The organism is Pseudomonas sp. MF6776 (genome assembly GCF_016613125.1).
GTDB lineage: Bacteria > Pseudomonadota > Gammaproteobacteria > Pseudomonadales > Pseudomonadaceae > Aquipseudomonas > Aquipseudomonas iridis.
Window position 1 is genome coordinate 228,226 of the sequence record NZ_JAENSQ010000001.1, and the last position, 16,328, is coordinate 244,553.

General features: G+C 60.8%; 15 protein-coding genes, 1 pseudogene and 1 riboswitch. Of the genes and pseudogenes, 5 read left to right on the top strand and 11 right to left on the bottom strand.

Annotated features, from left to right (window positions below; genetic code table 11):
• Positions 1 to 87: 87 nt before the first annotated feature.
• From JJD74_RS01000 to cobO, 6 genes and pseudogenes are all read right to left on the bottom strand, one after another.
• The gene (locus JJD74_RS01000; RefSeq protein WP_200610708.1) at positions 88 to 1,590 is read right to left on the bottom strand and encodes a cobyric acid synthase; all 1,503 of its coding nucleotides are present in this window, start codon (positions 1,588 to 1,590) and stop codon (positions 88 to 90) included.
• Positions 1,587 to 2,579 (bottom strand): threonine-phosphate decarboxylase CobD, encoded by a 993-nt coding sequence (gene cobD / locus JJD74_RS01005; protein ID WP_200610711.1) that lies wholly within the window; start codon positions 2,577 to 2,579, stop codon positions 1,587 to 1,589. The genes JJD74_RS01000 and cobD overlap by 4 nt, the downstream gene beginning before the upstream one ends.
• Positions 2,572 to 3,480, bottom strand: coding sequence for an adenosylcobinamide-phosphate synthase CbiB (cbiB, locus tag JJD74_RS01010; protein WP_042558317.1), 909 nt, complete (start codon positions 3,478 to 3,480; stop codon positions 2,572 to 2,574). Before cbiB ends, cobD begins: the two co-directional genes overlap by 8 nt.
• On the bottom strand, positions 3,477 to 4,127 hold the full coding sequence (gene bluB, locus JJD74_RS01015) for a 5,6-dimethylbenzimidazole synthase (RefSeq protein WP_115148243.1): 651 nt from the start codon (positions 4,125 to 4,127) through the stop codon (positions 3,477 to 3,479). The genes cbiB and bluB overlap by 4 nt, the downstream gene beginning before the upstream one ends.
• A gap of 173 nt (positions 4,128 to 4,300) precedes the next feature.
• Positions 4,301 to 5,650 (bottom strand): annotated as a pseudogene (locus JJD74_RS01020) (cobyrinate a,c-diamide synthase); the annotation flags it as partial.
• Positions 5,647 to 6,258, bottom strand: coding sequence for a cob(I)yrinic acid a,c-diamide adenosyltransferase (gene cobO, locus JJD74_RS01025; protein ID WP_047300314.1), 612 nt, complete (start codon positions 6,256 to 6,258; stop codon positions 5,647 to 5,649). The pseudogene JJD74_RS01020 and the gene cobO, both read right to left, overlap by 4 nt.
• Positions 6,259 to 6,339: 81 nt before the next feature.
• Positions 6,340 to 6,565, bottom strand: a riboswitch (cobalamin riboswitch).
• 163 nt (positions 6,566 to 6,728) lie between these two features.
• Between cobO and JJD74_RS01030 the strand changes: the two genes are divergently transcribed.
• A complete protein-coding gene (locus JJD74_RS01030; RefSeq protein WP_115148241.1) occupies positions 6,729 to 7,313 on the top strand; it encodes a hypothetical protein in 585 nt (194 codons plus the stop codon).
• A gap of 66 nt (positions 7,314 to 7,379) precedes the next feature.
• Positions 7,380 to 8,693 (top strand): PQQ-dependent sugar dehydrogenase, encoded by a 1,314-nt coding sequence (locus JJD74_RS01035; RefSeq protein ID WP_200610714.1) that lies wholly within the window; start codon positions 7,380 to 7,382, stop codon positions 8,691 to 8,693.
• Between the two features lie 133 nt (positions 8,694 to 8,826).
• Here the strand turns inward: JJD74_RS01035 and JJD74_RS01040 are convergent, their stop codons facing one another.
• From JJD74_RS01040 to JJD74_RS01060, 5 genes are all read right to left on the bottom strand, one after another.
• A complete protein-coding gene (locus tag JJD74_RS01040; RefSeq protein ID WP_047300311.1) occupies positions 8,827 to 9,363 on the bottom strand; it encodes a C40 family peptidase in 537 nt (178 codons plus the stop codon).
• A 220-nt stretch (positions 9,364 to 9,583) separates the two neighbouring features.
• Entirely contained in the window at positions 9,584 to 10,201 is a 618-nt protein-coding gene (locus JJD74_RS01045; RefSeq protein WP_042558311.1) for a C40 family peptidase, read from the bottom strand.
• Positions 10,202 to 10,427: 226 nt separating this feature from the next.
• Positions 10,428 to 11,132, bottom strand: coding sequence for a DnaA regulatory inactivator Hda (gene hda / locus JJD74_RS01050; protein ID WP_042558310.1), 705 nt, complete (start codon positions 11,130 to 11,132; stop codon positions 10,428 to 10,430).
• A gap of 217 nt (positions 11,133 to 11,349) precedes the next feature.
• The gene (locus tag JJD74_RS01055; RefSeq protein ID WP_115148239.1) at positions 11,350 to 12,423 is read right to left on the bottom strand and encodes an AI-2E family transporter; all 1,074 of its coding nucleotides are present in this window, start codon (positions 12,421 to 12,423) and stop codon (positions 11,350 to 11,352) included.
• A 34-nt stretch (positions 12,424 to 12,457) separates the two neighbouring features.
• On the bottom strand, positions 12,458 to 13,516 hold the full coding sequence (locus tag JJD74_RS01060; protein ID WP_200610717.1) for a DUF2066 domain-containing protein: 1,059 nt from the start codon (positions 13,514 to 13,516) through the stop codon (positions 12,458 to 12,460).
• 369 nt (positions 13,517 to 13,885) lie between these two features.
• Between JJD74_RS01060 and purM the strand changes: the two genes are divergently transcribed.
• Genes purM through JJD74_RS01075 form a run of 3 tightly spaced genes read left to right on the top strand, consistent with a single transcriptional unit; the run spans position 13,886 to position 16,316 of the window.
• Positions 13,886 to 14,944, top strand: a complete 1,059-nt coding sequence (gene purM, locus JJD74_RS01065) for a phosphoribosylformylglycinamidine cyclo-ligase (RefSeq protein ID WP_042558307.1) — start codon at positions 13,886 to 13,888, stop codon at positions 14,942 to 14,944.
• Entirely contained in the window at positions 14,944 to 15,594 is a 651-nt protein-coding gene (gene purN, locus JJD74_RS01070; protein ID WP_042558306.1) for a phosphoribosylglycinamide formyltransferase, read from the top strand. Before purM ends, purN begins: the two co-directional genes overlap by 1 nt.
• Positions 15,595 to 15,602: 8 nt before the next feature.
• Positions 15,603 to 16,316 carry a DUF3108 domain-containing protein gene (locus tag JJD74_RS01075; protein ID WP_042558305.1) on the top strand — a complete coding sequence of 238 codons (714 nt, stop codon included), beginning with the start codon at positions 15,603 to 15,605 and terminating at the stop codon, positions 16,314 to 16,316.
• The last annotated feature ends 12 nt before the right edge of the window (positions 16,317 to 16,328 follow it).

The window sequence follows — 16,328 nt, forward strand, 5'->3', positions numbered from 1 at the left end:
GGAGACATCCTGAAAATTATCTGTTGAGGCAACCGGCCCCGTCACTGGCAAGCCAGCACCCACAGTGATCGCGTTAGCCGGATCACCTCAGCCCCCTGTGGGAGCTGACTTGCCAGCGATAGGGCCATGACATTCAACCTGGATCCCACAGAGCTGACGCAACAACCCGGTATCCAGATGCTTCTCCACCAGATCCGCCAAACGCTCGATATCGCGCTCACGCAACCCGTGGTAATCCACCGTTTGCACATTGCTCAACCCGGCCCAGCGCAGCAACGCCGAACTGGCTGCCGGCGATTCGAACAAGCCATGCAGATAGGTGCCGAACACCTGACCATCAGCACTCTGCGCACCGTCACAACGACCATCATCCAGGCGCACCGCCGCGTTCTCCAGCGCCGGCCCGGTGGTGACTCCGGCATGAATTTCGTAGCCGCTGACTTCGGCATCTTCCAGCGCCAGACGACCGCGCACATTGCGCAATTGCTTCTCGGCTTCGAGCTGCGTTTCGAAGGCCAGCAAACCCAAACCGGCACTGGAACCGGGCGCGCCCTCAAGACCCAGCGGATCGTGCACTTGCTCGCCGAGCATTTGCAGACCGCCGCAAATACCCAGCACTTTGCCGCCGTAACGCAAATGGCGACTGATCGCTGTGTCCCAGCCATTGGCTCGCAGATACGCCAGATCACTGCGTACGCTTTTCGAGCCCGGCAGAATGATCAGATCGGCCGGCGGAATCGCCTGTCCCGGGCCGACAAAATGCAGATCGACCTGTGGATGCAAACGCAGCGGATCGAAATCGGTGTGGTTGCTGATGCGCGGCAGCACCGGCACCACGACTTTCAGCACGTGTTCGGCCTTGTCGGTCTGGCGCTGATCGATGCCGTCCTCGGCCTCAAGATGCAGATCCATCACGTACGGCAACACGCCCACCACCGGTTTGCCAGTGCGCTGTTCCAGCCAGTCGAGGCCCGGTTGCAGCAACGCAATGTCGCCGCGAAAACGGTTGATGATGAAGCCTTTGACCCGCGCCTGTTCGCTCGGCGACAGCAGCTCCAGCGTACCGACCAAATGGGCAAAAACTCCGCCGCGATTGATGTCGGCAATCAGCAGCACCGGGCAATCCACGGCTTCGGCAAAACCCATGTTGGCGATGTCGCCGGCGCGCAGGTTGATCTCCGCCGGCGAGCCTGCGCCTTCGACCATCACCAACGGATACGCGGCGCTGAGGCGATCGTGGGAGGCCAGCACGGCTTGCATCGCGATGGCTTTGTAGTCGTGATAGGCGACGGCGTTCATGCTGGTGACGGCGCGGCCATGGATGATCACTTGCGCGCCGGTGTCGCTGTTCGGCTTGAGCAGCACCGGGTTCATGTCGGTGTGCGGTTCAAGATTCGCCGCTTGCGCCTGCACCGCTTGAGCACGACCGATCTCGCCGCCATCAGCCGTCACCGCGCTGTTGAGCGCCATGTTCTGCGGTTTGAACGGCACCACCGCTACACCCTGGCGGGTGGCCCAGCGGCAGAGTGCCGTCACCAGTGTGCTTTTACCGGCGTCGGAAGTAGTGCCCTGCACCATCAGGGTTGTCATTGGGTTTCCTTGGCGAACGCTTGCAGCGCTTGTTCGAGGCGCGCCTCTTCAGCGGCATCGGCAGGCAGGCCGAAACGCAAACTGCTGTTGTGCGTGAAGAGGCGCAGGAGGATGCCGCGTCGGGCCATGAATTCGTGCAGCGCTTGCGCCTGATCGGTGATCAACCATTGGAACAGTGCGCAACCGCCCTGGGGGTTGAAGCCGTATCGCGCCAGCAACGCGGCCAGTCGCTCACTCGCCTCATCGCTGCGTATCCGCTGGCGTGCATGACCTTCGGTGTCTTGCAGACAAGCCTGGGCAAGTACCCGGGTCGGCCCGCTGACCGCCCACGGCCCGACCTGTTCGGCGAGCAGTTTGAGAAATTTGCGCTCGGCCAGCACAAAGCCCAGTCGCACTCCGGCCAGACCGAAGAACTTGCCAAACGAACGCAATACGACCAGGCCCACCAAATGCGTGTGCGCGGCCAGACTCAATTGTGGCGTGTTGTCCATGAACGCTTCATCGACCACCAGCCAGCCACCGCGCCGCGCCAGCCGCGCATGCCAGTCGAGCAAACGCGCCGGGGTCAGGCTCAGGCCCGTGGGATTGTTCGGGTTGACCACCACCAGTACGTCGAGGTTGTCGATAAAGAACTCGACTTCCTGCTCCAGCACTTCGCGCACGATGTAACCGCTGCGGCGCCACGCCTCGGCGTGCTCGGCATAACACGGCGACAACACGCCGACCTTGCCGGCCCGGCGCAAACGCGGCAGCAACTGAATGGCCATTTGCGAACCGGCCACCGGCAACACCTGCGCCGCACCGTAGTAATCACACGCCGCCTGCTCCAGACCATCGTCGGTTTCCGGCAAGCGTGCCCAGGCGCGCAGCGGAATATCCGGGATCGGGAACGGCCATGGCGCCAGACCGCTGGAAAGATCCAGCCAATCAGCCTCGGCGATGCCGTGATCGAGTGCAGCCTTGCGCAGCCGGCCACCGTGCTCAAGCATAGAATTCAGCTCCCACGCAAAGAATCAGCAGCCATAACCATACCCCGCGCTGGACCAATTGCCAGCCACGGTCGATGGAATCGGCATCGGCAGGTGTGCCCTCGCCGAGTTGCGGACGTTCATGCAGTTCGCCGTGATAGATCGCCGGGCCGCCCAGTTCCACGCCCAGCGCGCCCGCGCCTGCCGCCATTACCGGGCCGGCGTTGGGGCTGTCCCATTTTGGCGCCTGTGTACGCCAGCACTTGAGGGCCAGTCGGGTTTTGCCCAGCAGCGCGTAGGTCAACGCCACGAGGCGCGCGGGAATGTAGTTGAGGACGTCGTCGATTTTTGCCGCACACCAGCCAAATCGCTCGAAACGTTCGTTGCGATAACCCCACATCGCATCAAGCGTATTGCTCAAGCGATAGAGCACCACGCCCGGCGCGCCGGCCACGGCAAACCAGAACAACGCGGCAAACACCGCATCGCTGCCATTTTCCAGCACCGATTCGGTAGCAGCACGGGCAACCGCAGTGCTGTCGAGTTCGCTGGTCTGGCGGCTGACCAGATAGCCGACACGCTTGCGCGCCTCATCCAGATCATCGGCGCGCAACGCCTTGGCCACCGGCTCGACGTGCTCGCCGAGGCTGCGCATGCCGAGGGCGCAATACAGCGCGAGTATCTCGACGATCCAGCCAACATAAGGCGCCCAGGAAAACGCAGTGGCGAGCAACGTCAGCGGTAGCACCGCGATCACCCACGCGGTGACGCCATGACTGCGCCAGCCACGGCCACCGGCGTTGAAACGTTGCTCGATGCGCCCGGCAAAGTTGCCGAACGCCACCAGCGGATGCCAGCGTTTCGGTTCACCCAGCAGCGCATCCAGCGCCACGGCGGCGACACTCAACAACGCCACACTCATTGATTCACTCCCCAATAATTTTCATACAGCAACTCATTGAGCGGACGCGCCTGCGCCCACCCTTCAAGCACCAGCATCGGCGCCGGATAGAATTCCTTGACCGGGCCCAGACACAACACCGCGAGTGGCTTGGCGCCTTCCGGCAGTTTCAACAGATCGGCCAGTGCCTGGGGCTCGAACAGCGAGACCCAGCCCATGCCCAGACCCTCGGCGCGGGACGCCAGCCACAGGTTCTGGATCGCACAGGACAGTGACGCCATGTCCATTTCCGGCAGTGTGCGGCGACCGAAGATGTGTTTTTCGCGATCGTCCATCAGCGCGGCGACCAGCACTTCCGCGCAATCATTGATGCCTTCGACCTTGAGTGTCATGAACTCATCGCTGCGCTCGCCGAGGGCAACAGCGGTACGGATGCGTTCTTCTTCCACCAGGTTCTGGATCTGCCCGCGCAAGGCTCGGTCGCTGATGCGAATGAAGCGCCACGGCTGCATCAGGCCGACGCTCGGGGCCTGATGTGCGGCTTCGAGCAAGCGCCGCAACAGTTCCGGCGCGACGCTGCCACCGGTGAAGTGGCGCATGTCACGGCGCTCGGCGATAGCTTTGTAGACCGCTGCGCGTTCGGCTTCAGAGAATGCGTTGTCTGTCATGGCCCCATCGCTGGCAAGCCAGCTCCCACAGGGGATGGCGTTTCTTCAGGCACTCCGCCGCCCACTGTGGGAGCTGGCTTGCCAGTTACCCCATGGGATTGCGATTCTTCAGGCACTCCGCCGCTCCCTTTTGGAGCTGGCTTGCCAGTTACCCCATGGGATTGCGACTCTTCAGGCACTACACCGCCCACTGTGGGAGCTGGCTTGCCAGCGATGGCGGCCTCAAGTTGAGGTGCAAACAGTGCTGCGATAGCCGCAGGGTTCGACGGAAAGTAGAAGTGCACATAAGAAGCGGTCATTCGCCCATCGCGATAAACCGCCTCCGCCCCACGCCCGCCATTCGGGCTAAGGCCGCGAGCAATCGGGGTCAATTCAGTCGTCGTCAGGGAATGATGATAAGTGTGCCCACGCAGTGAGCCCTCCGGCAGATCAACCGCTTGCAGCGCCAACGCCGCCAGACGTTTTTGCATCACCGCATCGCCGCTCAGCAAACCGACCAGTTCGGCGCGGGTGCCTTCGACATCAGTCAGCGAATCGAGCAGATAAAGCATGCCGCCACACTCGGCCAGCAATGGTTTGCCCGCCGCATGGTGCGCGCGGATCGCGTCGAGCATCGCGGTGTTCTGCGACAACGCCACGTGGTGCAATTCCGGGTAGCCGCCCGGCAGATACAGACTGTCCGCCTCAGGCAATTGCGTGTCGCGGATCGGCGAGAAGAAACTCAACTCGGCGCCCATCGCCCGCAGCAAATCGAGGCTGGCGCCGTAGGTGAAAGCAAACGCCTCATCATGGGCGATAGCGATTCGCACACCTTGCAGTAGCGGTTCTGCAGCGATCACTTCCGGCGCCGCGAACTCCACGGCCGGTGGCAGCGCTACCTCGCAACTGCTGGCAAGCGCTTGGGCGGCGGCGTCGAGGCGAACATCCAGGTCGTTCAGTTCGCTGGCCTGCACCAGACCCAGATGACGGCTCGGCAGCTCGATCCCGGTCTCGCGGGACAGCGCGCCGTACCAACGCAAACCCTCGGTGAGGCTGCCTTCAAGCAGTTGCGCATGACGCAAGGTACCCACGCGATTGGCCAGCACGCCCGCAAACGGCAAGTCCGGCTGATAACGCGCAAGGCCCAGCGCCAATGCGCCAAACGTCTGCGCCATCGCGGTGCCGTCGATCACGCCGAGCACCGGTACACCGAAATGCCGCGCCAGGTCAGCGCTCGACGGTGTGCCGTCAAACAGTCCCATCACGCCTTCGATCAAAATCAGATCGGCTTCGGCGGCAGCTTCCCACAACAGGCGACGACTTTCCTGCTCGCCGACCATCCACATATCGAGTTGATAAACCGGCGCACCGCTGGCGCGCTCGAGGATCATCGGGTCGAGGAAGTCCGGGCCGCATTTGAACACGCGCACCTTGCGCCCCTGATTGCGATGCAAACGAGCGAGCGCGGCAGTAACGGTGGTCTTGCCCTGACCGGAGGCCGGCGCGGCGATCAATACCGCCGGGCAGTGACGTGGCTGATTCAAAGTTCGACGCCCTTCTGCGCTTTGATGCCAGCCTGAAAGGCGTGTTTGAGCATGCCCATTTCGGTGACCGTGTCGCCCATCTCGATCATTTCCGGCTTCGCCCCGCGACCGGTGACGATCACGTGCTGCATCGGCGGACGCGCCTGCAAATCGCTCAGCACCTGATCGAGATCGAGGTAGCCGTGCTTGAGGGCGATGTTCAATTCATCGAGCACCACCAGACCGATCGACGGATCACGCAGCAACTCGCGCGACACCGCCCACGCAGCTTCGGCGGCAGCGATGTCGCGCTGGCGATCCTGAGTCTCCCAGGTGAAGCCCTCGCCCATCACGTGAAAACGCACCTGCTCGGGAAAGCGGCGGAAGAACAGCTCTTCACCAGTGCTGTTGCGACCCTTGATGAACTGCACCACGCCGCACTGCATGCCGTGGCCCATGGCGCGGGCGAGCATGCCGAACGCCGAGCTGCTTTTGCCTTTGCCGTTACCGGTCAGCACCAGCACCAGGCCGCACTCGTCGGGGGAGTTGGCGATGCGTTCATCGATCACGGCTTTTTTGCGCTGCATACGCGCCAGGTGGCGTTCGTCACGCTCGGGGGAATCAGTCATGGGGGAGCTCTCCGTTGAGGCTGGATAACGGCGGGCAGGCACAAGAATAGACGGCAAAAAGCCTGGCATCGCCCACCGTGATGCCGCTGGATGGATCAGGCCGGTCTCCGGGCTCATGAGCGGCGTTCGCCTGACTGCGCGCCTTCCCGCTGTTAAGCAGTGGCACAAGACGCAGTTTTCACTCATTTACCGTTGCGGGGGCAGCGCCGGGATCGTGGTTGTTATTCGCTTGAAAACAACCCTCACCGGCTTCCCTGTTTCACTCTGTCGACGCAGGTCACAGAGCACCTGAAACAAGCCGCGAAGGTTAGAGGGTTGGGGGTGGAGCGTCAATTAAAGAGGGGGGGATCGGGCGAATAACTGCCGCCGATCAATTATCTGACGCCAATCTTGTGCCACGCTGAAACAAATGATATCAAAGAGCCATGCTTTTACCGCAAAAGCACACCACAACAATAAGGATGATTACCATGCAAGGCATGATCATCAGCAATCCGCGCCTGGAGTTCCTGCGCCCGGTACTAGAACGCTGGTTTGACTGTATCGACCGCTACAATGCCGTGCGCGGCGACAGTGACACGCCCTACTGGCACGACGAGAAAGCCAATCTCGGATTGCTCTGTGCGGCTGCATGGATGGCCGAACTGGTGACACTGCGCGACACCGCCACCCGCAAGCAGAACGAGGAAGGCGAGCGCAACGCCCGCGCCGATCTGTTTCTGGCGGGTGCCGAAGACCGCGCATTTATCCAGGCCACGCAACGCTGGCCACGCGTCAACAACCTCAACCTGACTCAACCCCTGCTGGATATCACCCACGACGCCAAACGCCTCAGCTACGCCAGCGACCTCAAGCTCGGCTGCCTGTTTGTCGCCCCGCAAAAAGCCCAGCACAGCGCCAGTCCGGAAGAATTGCAGGACATGGTCGACGACCTGCAAAAGGAACACACCTGCGCCGTTGCCTGGTATTTCCCCTACGCCTATCGCAAATTGCGCAATGAGGCCGGTAATTATCACCCGGGCATTGCCTTGCTGTTCAAAGAAGCCCGCGGCTGAGCAGTTGAACCATCGGGCTTGTGCGATCCTCTATGACTAGGAATGCATTCATAGGGAAGATCAGCAATGCGCAAGCCCCAACTCGTTTTCGTCGTCGCCCTCGCCGGAGGGCTCGCCGCCTGTGGTGAATCGTCCAGCCTGCAGGTCATCGACGGCACCGGCCCGTCACCGAAACTGCCCGAACCGAACAAGACCCTGATCCCGACGGTGAATATCGCCCCGGCGGTCGGCTGGCCCGCGGGCGGTAAACCGACCGCTGCGGCAGGCACACAAGTCGCCGCGTTTGCCGAAGGCCTCGATCATCCGCGCTGGCTCTACGTGTTGCCCAATGGCGATGTGCTGGTGGCAGAAACCAACGCACCGCCCAAACCTGATGACAGCAAAGGCGTGCGCGGCTGGGTCATGGAAAAAGTCATGGGCAAGGCCGGCGCCGGCGTACCAAGCCCCAATCGCATTACCCTGCTGCGCGATGCCGACCACGATGGCGTGGCCGAAACGCGCACGGTATTCCTGCAGAATCTCAATTCACCGTTCGGCATGACGCTGGTTGGCAACGACCTGTACGTCGCCGACACCGATCGCCTGTTGCGCTTCAACTACGAACCCGACGCAACCGAAATCAAGACGCAGCCGATCAAGGTTGTCGATCTGCCTGGTGGCACGCTCAACCATCACTGGACCAAGAACGTCATCGCCAGCAAGGACGGCAGCAAACTGTACGTCACGGTCGGCTCGAACAGTAACGTCGGCGAAAACGGTCTGGATAAAGAGGAAGGCCGCGCCGCAATCTGGGAAGTGGACCGCGCAACCGGCAATCACCGCATCTTCGCATCGGGCATCCGCAACCCCAACGGCCTCGCGTGGGAGCCCACCAGTGGCGCGTTGTGGACCGCAGTAAACGAGCGCGACGAAATCGGCAGCGATCTGGTGCCGGACTACATCACCTCGGTCAAGGACGGTGGTTTCTATGGCTGGCCGTTCAGCTATTACGGCCAGCATGTCGATGTGCGCGTCGAGCCGCAGAACCCCGACCTGGTCGCCAAAGCCATTGCGCCGGACTACGCTGTTGGCCCGCATACAGCTTCGCTGGGTCTGACGTTCGCCGAGGGCAACAAGCTGCCAGCGCAGTTCAAGGAAGGCGCATTCATCGGCCAGCACGGGTCCTGGAACCGCAAGCCGCACAGTGGTTATAAAGTGATTTTCGTACCGTTCGCGGCGGGCAAACCAACAGGCCAGCCAGTGGATGTACTGACCGGTTTTCTCGACAAGGACGAGAACGCACTGGGTCGCCCGGTGGGCGTAGTGATCGACCAGCAAGGTGGCTTGCTGGTGGCTGATGATGTGGGCAACAAAGTGTGGCGAGTATCGGCCACCAAGTGATTTTAGATGCGCCCTGAAACAACTGTGGGAGCGAGTCTGCTCGCGAAGGCGTGATATCAGTCAACATTGAGTTGGCTGATACACCGCTTTCGCGAGCAGGCTCGCTCCCACATTGGGTTTGGTGTTGTCCCTGTTATGGGTTATGCGCCAGATGTTCCGGCTGCAACACCCGCTTGGCACTCAGATAAGCTTTCTGCCAATACGCCTTCGACAGGCTATCGAGCTTCACCGTGCCGCCGGTTGCCGGCGCATGCACGAAGCGCCCTTCCCCGACATAAATTCCCGCATGGCTGACCTGCGAACCGCCATTGGTGGCGAAGAAGATCAGATCGCCTGTCTGCAAACCTTCCTTACCCACATTCGGCGCCTGCATCACGATCAGATCGCGTGTGGTTCTTGGCAGCAAAATACCCGCCGCATCACGGTAAACAAAACCGATCAGCCCACTGCAATCAAATCCCGAGTCCGGCGTATTGCCGCCCCAGCGATAAGGCGTGCCCACCAGACCGAGCGCGCGAAACAGCACGTCTTCAGCAGCGGGCGAGAATGATTGCGAGGGGCCGAATACCACCGGAGCGCGCACCACGGGTGCTGGTGGCGGCGTACGGCTGGCGCAGGCGCTGAGCAGCGCTGCAAAAAAGATCAATGTGAGGCGGGCCGACATGGTCATAAGCAGAACATCCTGATCTGGCTGCGGCTTTTTCTGCCGGAGGGGCAGAAAACAAAACCGCCTGCGTCAGCACGCAGGCGGTTTGCCATCAATATAGATTCAGGATTCTAGCGGCTACGCGGCAAACTTCAAGTAAGACTTTAACTTCACCTTGTAAAGTCTAGGTCTACTCCGTTGCCGGGAGCCTGATTGCCGCTGCGAACGCCGCGGCATCGGGGAATTACTTGCGAGCGGTGACGACGGTCGGAGCGTTAGCCAGAGCGCGTTTCGCTTCGATGAAGGTCTTGCTCCAGTAGCTGTCACCCAGGCTGTCGATGCGAACACCGCCGCTGCGACGACTGCTGGAGTGAATGAACTGGTTGTCACCCAGGTAGATCCCGGCGTGACTGACACGGCCGCGACGACCATTGGTGGCGAAGAACAGCAGATCGCCCGGCTCAAGGTTTTTGCGCGAAACCAGCGGCGCATCCACATTGATCATTTCGCGAGTCGAGCGTGGCAAGTTCATGCCAGCTTCTTCGCGGAACAGGTAGCCGATGAAACCACTGCAATCGAAACCGGCTTCAGAGGTACCGCCGAAACGGTAACGGGTACCGATCAGGGACATGCCGCGTTCGAGGATACTGTCGGCCAGAACTGGCAGTTGGTAAGGCTTGTTGCCGTTGAAATCCGACAGTTCTTTTTCGGTGTCCAGCTCTTCCTGATAAATAACGGAAGACTGGGCAGTGACGGAATTCTTGACCTGCTGAGGCTGCTCTTGAACTGGAGAATGAGCAGCGCAACCGTATAACAGGGTGACGAGTGCGAGAGGCACGAGGGGTGCGAAGCGCTTTAGCATGGGCACGACCGTGGCTGATAGTTGTAAAGAAGGCGAGACTATGCCCGCTATCAACCTCATTTGCAAATTCAATCGATCTTTTTGTGACTTCTCGGTTTCTCGCTTACATCTAAGCGCTTAAGCCCATTTGAACCGATACGCGCTCTGCACACCGTGTAGAAAAGCGGATTTTCTGGCGCCTGAAATACGCCGAAACCCGCTGGAAGCCACAGACTGCAAGGGTCAGCTACCAGCCCAGGGTTTCTTTCAGGAAGGGAATGGTCAGCTTGCGCTGGGCCTGCAAGGAAGCCTGGTCGAGCTGTTCCAGCAGATCAAACAGCGCGCTCATGCTGCGGGTGCCACGGGTCAAGATAAAATGCCCGACTTCATCGGTCAGATGCAGACCACGACGCGATGCGCGCAATTGCAGGGCACGCAATTTGTCTTCATCGGAAAGTGGGCGCATCTGAAAAATCAGCGCCAGCGTCAGGCGTGATTTCAGGTCAGCCAGTTTGACCGGCAGCTCACGTGGTGAGGTGGACGCGGCGATCAGCAGGCGCCGACCGCTGTCACGCAGACGATTGAACAGATGAAACATCGCCTCTTCCCAATCAGCCTTGCCGGCAATCACCTGCAAGTCATCCAGGCAAACCAGTTCGTACTGTTCAAGGTTGTCGAGAATTTCGGTGCCGCGATCCATCAACTCGGCCAGCGGCAGATACACCGCCGGTTCACCCATCTGCTCGAAACGCAGGCAAGCAGCCTGCAGCAGATGCGTACGCCCTACGCCGTGCTTGCCCCACAGATAGATAAGGCTTTCCGTCCAGCCGGCGTCGGCTTCGCATAAGCGCTCGACATAGCCGAGTGCAGCGGCATTGGCGCCTGGGTAGTAGTTGATGAAGGTGGCGTCGTCACGCAGACGCACACCTAGGGGCAGCTGAATCGGTTTCATGCTGACTGAACAGTTCTCAAGGAACCGTTAGTGGCCTCTGTGTAAAGTTGGCGAAGTTTATACCCGTGAAGCTAAGCGCACAATGCGACAGAGTCCAAGCAAAATCAAAGGTTTGCGTTAACGCACTGGTTTTATGACAGTTTCTCTGACGCAGTCGAGCCACTATTCCCCGCAAGACACGGGCCAACCCGGCTATTCGCCGGGTCGCCCAACTGCGCTACAGCTGCGGCTCGTCAGCACCACTATAAATGTCGGAGTCCTTGTACAAGTCGTGCATGTGGCGCACCAGCACCATGATCACCGCCGCCACCGGCAGCGCCAGCAACACACCCGTGAAGCCAAACAGCTCGCCGCCAGCCAGGATCGCGAAGATCACCGCCACCGGGTGCAGGCCGATCCGGTCGCCTACCAACAATGGGGTCAACACCATGCCTTCCAGGGCTTGACCGACCATGAACACCGCGACGATTCCAACCATCGGATACAGATCACCACCAAACTGGAACAACCCGGCAACCAACGCCGCACCGATGCCGATCACAAAGCCCATGTACGGCACGATCGCCGCCAGCCCCGCGATCAACCCGATCAACAGCCCAAGTTCCAGGCCGACGATCATCAGCCCAGCCGCGTAAATCACCCCTAGCGCCACCATCACCATTAACTGCCCGCGCACGAATGCACCGAGCACCTCATGGCATTCACCGGCCAGCGCGACGATGGTTGGTTCACGATCACGCGGCAACAGGCTGCGGATCTTGGCCATCATCACGTCCCAGTCGCGCAGCAAGTAGAAACTCACCACCGGGATCAGCACCAGATTGGCCAGCCAGCCGATCAGCGCCAGACTCGAAGCCGTCGCCTGGCTCAGCACCACGCCGACAATATCGGTGGTCTGACCCATGTGCTCACTGATCGCAGCCTTGACCTTGTCGAATTTCCAGAAGCCGTCCGACAGCCCCAGCTTCGACTGCGCCCACGGCACCGCCGAGTGCTGCAGCCAGTCGAGCATTTGCGGCACCAGTTCGTACAGGCGCAGCAGCTGTTTGGCGAGCATCGGCACCAACACCAGCATCAGCGCGGTGAAGATCAGCGTGAACAACGTGAACACCGCGATCACACCCCAGGTGCGCGACAAACCGAGCTTCTCCAGCCGATCCACCAGCGGATCGAACAGATACGCCAGCAACAGCGCCACCAGAAACGGCGTGAGGATCGAGTGCAATAACCACACAAACACGCAAAGCAGGACTATCCCACCGAGCCAGAACCAACGCCGCGTATCGGCCATGTACAACTCCTACTGTTTCTATATAAGGAAAGACTTACCAGCGAAACCGCAATGACGGCGCCGCAGGTGCCGGGGCTGGCGCCGCGACAGGTGCCGCACCCGCAACCACAGGCTGCGGCGCGGCCACCTGAGCCGGAGCTTCGGCTGGCAGTTCCTGCAACCTGGCCAGCGACAACTGCGCGCGCATCTGATCGGCACTGCCATTGACCCGATAGACGATACGATCGCCATCTACACTTTGCAGACGCACGCCAAACGGTTCGAGTAACCGCAACAGCGCTGCGTAACGTTCCAGATTCATGCCCAGCACTTCCAGTGTCTGCTGCCCGGTTGCCCCAGGCTTGGCGGCAAAGCGTGGCGCCAGGCGCTGGGCAACCGCCAGCATCACTGCATCCGCAATGGCTGCCTGATCCGCCCCCTGCACACTGCCCGCTTCTTTTTGATCACCTAACCACAAATGCCATTTGGCCTGCCACTGACCACCCTCTTCCCGCGCATGCACAGCCAGCAGGGCGTCAGCGTTATAGCGCTCCGACGCATCGCGCAAAGGTGCTGCATCCGTGCCTTCGAGTGCCGGCGCCGTGGCGACCAGTTGTTCACTCAGATCAGCCAGCGGCAAACGCAACGGCAAACCACGATGCTGAGCCGCCGTGCGCAACGGCGCGGCAGCAGCCTGGCCATCACCGACCAGACTCGAACCTTCGGCCGAGTCGTTCAGCCACCAGCTCAGTATCGACGGCCGGCTGGCGCCCCACAGGGATAACCCGGCGCGACGCAATGCCTGCTCGGTACTGCTCGGATCGAAATCGACTTTCAGCACCTCCGGCGGCCCGGCATCAAAACCGAACTGGCTGATGATCTGCTGCGGATCCTTGCGCACGGCCGCCAAACCCGGATTTTGCGCAGCTTTAGGGTCACCGGTCAGGCGCAATACCAACGTATCCAGCGCGGCCTGAGTAGCGCGTTCACGCTCCTCCGGAGCCTGGCCCTGGACCGGCTCACGCACTTGATAAAGGCCTTTGAGGTTTTCGGCATGACTCGCCAGGCTAACCACAGACAAACAGCCCACAAACAACAATTTACAAAAACGCATGGAGAATTCCCGTCGACAGGAGCGGCTGGAACAGGCCGCGTGAACCGATTTGGCAAGGCTGTGACAGTCTGCCAGCACCAAACATTCACACGGCGGCGGTAAGTTTTTGCACAGTGATAACGATAGACGGTTAATTGCCACACCTTATACAGGCAGCCGTACGCCTCAATTGCAAAAAATTTCGGGTGATATGGCCCTGCCCGTCGGTACGAGGATGGCCGCTGCCCCTCAAGCCTGATAAAATCGCGCGCCTTCGCAGACCGGCAACAGCCGGGCACCTCGAAACTCGCGTGAGGCTATCGCCCCATCGACTTCGGCGCCCCGCTGAACTCGGTCGTTACCCCTGAATCCCCCCTAAAGGCCTGGATCATGAGCAAGCAACCCTCCCTGAGCTACAAGGACGCCGGTGTAGACATCGACGCCGGTGAAGCATTGGTCGAACGCATCAAGAGCGTCGCCAAGCGCACTGCGCGTCCGGAAGTCATGGGCGGCCTGGGCGGTTTCGGCGCCCTCTGCGAAATCCCGGCCGGCTACAAGCAGCCCGTACTGGTTTCCGGCACTGACGGCGTCGGCACCAAGCTGCGCCTGGCCCTGAACCTGAACAAGCACGACACCATCGGTATCGACCTGGTCGCCATGTGCGTCAACGACCTGGTGGTGTGCGGTGCCGAGCCGCTGTTCTTCCTCGACTACTACGCCACCGGCAAACTCAACGTCGAGACCGCCGCCCAGGTTGTGACCGGCATCGGCGCCGGCTGCGAACTGTCCGGTTGCTCGCTGGTTGGCGGCGAAACCGCTGAAATGCCTGGCATGTACGAAGGCGAAGACTACGACCTGGCCGGCTTCTGCGTCGGCGTCGTGGAAAAAGCCGAAATCATCGACGGCTCGAAAGTCGCCACCGGTGACGCGCTGATCGCCCTGCCTTCGTCCGGCCCGCACTCCAACGGCTACTCGCTGATCCGCAAGATCATCGAAGTGTCCGGCTCCGACATCGAAAACATCCAGCTCGACGGTAAACCGCTGACCGACCTGCTGATGGCCCCGACCCGTATCTATGTGAAGCCGCTGCTCAAGCTGATCAAAGACACCGGCGCCGTCAAAGCCATGGCCCACATCACCGGTGGCGGCCTGCTCGACAACATCCCGCGCGTTCTGCCAAAAGGCGCTCAGGCCGTGGTTGACGTCGCCAGCTGGAATCGCCCGGCCGTGTTCGACTGGCTGCAAGAGAAAGGCAACGTTGACGAGACCGAGATGCACCGCGTTCTGAACTGCGGCGTCGGCATGGTCATCTGCGTGGCTCAGGAGCACGTTGAAGTTGCGCTCAACACCCTGCGTGACGCTGGCGAACAGCCTTGGGTCATCGGCCAGATCGCAGTCGCTGCCGAAGGCGCTGCTCAGGTCGAACTGAAGAACCTTAAGGCTCATTAATGTCCGCAACCTGTGATGTCGTGGTGCTGTTGTCCGGCACCGGCAGTAACTTGCAGGCCTTGATCGACAGCACGCGGACCGGCGAAAGCCCGGTCCGCATCGCTGCGGTGATTTCCAACCGCGCCGACGCTTACGGCCTGCAACGCGCCAGTGACGCGGGTATCGCCACCCGCTCGCTGGATCACAAGGCCTTCGAAGGTCGCGAGGCCTTCGATGCTGCCCTGATCGAACTGATCGACGAATTCAATCCCAAACTCGTGGTACTGGCCGGTTTCATGCGCATTCTCAGCGCTGACTTCGTACGCCACTATCAGGGTCGCCTGCTCAACATCCATCCTTCGCTGCTGCCCAAATACAAAGGGTTACACACCCATCAGCGCGCGCTGGAGGCCGGCGACACCGAGCACGGCTGCTCCGTCCACTTCGTCACCGAGGAACTCGATGGCGGACCACTGGTCGTACAGGCAGTAATACCGGTAGAGTTGCACGACACGCCGCAGAGTCTGGCGCAGCGAGTGCATGTTCAGGAACACTTGATCTACCCCATGGCGGTACGCTGGTTTGCCGAAGGCAGGCTTGCACTCGGGGGCGAAGGTGCTTCACTGGACGGCCAGTTACTCGCGGCCAGCGGCCATTTGATTCGACACTAGGAGATATTATGCGTCGCGCCCTGCTATTTGCTTGCGCACTGCTCGCCCTGCCTTTCGCGCAGGCGGCAGACCTTCAACCGTTCTCCGCCAGCTACACCGCCGACTGGAAACAGCTGCCGATGAGCGGCACTGCCGAGCGCAGCCTGTCAAAGGATGCCAAAGGTGTCTGGACGCTCAGCTTCAAGGCGTCGATGATGATCGCCAGCCTCACCGAGACCAGCACCCTGACCCTGGACAAGGACACGCTGCTGCCGCAGTCCTACCACTTCGAACGTGGCGGTCTGGGCAAAGCGAAGAAGGCTGATCTGGACTTCGACTGGACCAACAAACTGGTCACCGGCACCGACCGTGGCGATGCGGTGAAAATCCCGCTGAACCGTGGCATGGTCGACAAATCGACTTATCAGCTGGCACTGCAACATGATGTCGCCGCCGGCAAGAAGACCATGAGCTACCAAGTGGTCGATGACGGCGAGATCGATACCTATGATTTCCGCGTGCTTGGCTCGGAAAAAGTCGACACCAAGGCAGGCAAGATCGATGCGATCAAGGTCGAGCGCGTACGCGACCCGACACAAAGCAAGCGCATCACCGTCCTTTGGTTCGCCAAGGATTGGGATTACCTGCTGGTTCGCCTGCAACAAGTTGAAACCGACGGCAAGGAGTACAACATCATGCTCCAGGACGGTACGGTCAACGGCAAGGCTGTGAAAGGCAGCTGATCCGAAGTGATG

Excerpts from the sequence above, each read along its gene's own strand:
- JJD74_RS01000 (WP_200610708.1), bottom strand. The coding sequence starts at position 1,590 with ATGACAACCCTGATGGTGCAGGGCACTACTTCCGACGCCGGTAAAAGC.
- cobD (WP_200610711.1), bottom strand. The coding sequence starts at position 2,579 with ATGCTTGAGCACGGTGGCCGGCTGCGCAAGGCTGCACTCGATCACGGC.
- cbiB (WP_042558317.1), bottom strand. The coding sequence starts at position 3,480 with ATGAGTGTGGCGTTGTTGAGTGTCGCCGCCGTGGCGCTGGATGCGCTG.
- bluB (WP_115148243.1), bottom strand. The coding sequence starts at position 4,127 with ATGACAGACAACGCATTCTCTGAAGCCGAACGCGCAGCGGTCTACAAA.
- cobO (WP_047300314.1), bottom strand. The coding sequence starts at position 6,258 with ATGACTGATTCCCCCGAGCGTGACGAACGCCACCTGGCGCGTATGCAG.
- JJD74_RS01030 (WP_115148241.1), top strand. The coding sequence starts at position 6,729 with ATGCAAGGCATGATCATCAGCAATCCGCGCCTGGAGTTCCTGCGCCCG.
- JJD74_RS01035 (WP_200610714.1), top strand. The coding sequence starts at position 7,380 with ATGCGCAAGCCCCAACTCGTTTTCGTCGTCGCCCTCGCCGGAGGGCTC.
- JJD74_RS01040 (WP_047300311.1), bottom strand. The coding sequence starts at position 9,363 with ATGACCATGTCGGCCCGCCTCACATTGATCTTTTTTGCAGCGCTGCTC.
- JJD74_RS01045 (WP_042558311.1), bottom strand. The coding sequence starts at position 10,201 with ATGCTAAAGCGCTTCGCACCCCTCGTGCCTCTCGCACTCGTCACCCTG.
- hda (WP_042558310.1), bottom strand. The coding sequence starts at position 11,132 with ATGAAACCGATTCAGCTGCCCCTAGGTGTGCGTCTGCGTGACGACGCC.
- JJD74_RS01055 (WP_115148239.1), bottom strand. The coding sequence starts at position 12,423 with ATGGCCGATACGCGGCGTTGGTTCTGGCTCGGTGGGATAGTCCTGCTT.
- JJD74_RS01060 (WP_200610717.1), bottom strand. The coding sequence starts at position 13,516 with ATGCGTTTTTGTAAATTGTTGTTTGTGGGCTGTTTGTCTGTGGTTAGC.
- purM (WP_042558307.1), top strand. The coding sequence starts at position 13,886 with ATGAGCAAGCAACCCTCCCTGAGCTACAAGGACGCCGGTGTAGACATC.
- purN (WP_042558306.1), top strand. The coding sequence starts at position 14,944 with ATGTCCGCAACCTGTGATGTCGTGGTGCTGTTGTCCGGCACCGGCAGT.
- JJD74_RS01075 (WP_042558305.1), top strand. The coding sequence starts at position 15,603 with ATGCGTCGCGCCCTGCTATTTGCTTGCGCACTGCTCGCCCTGCCTTTC.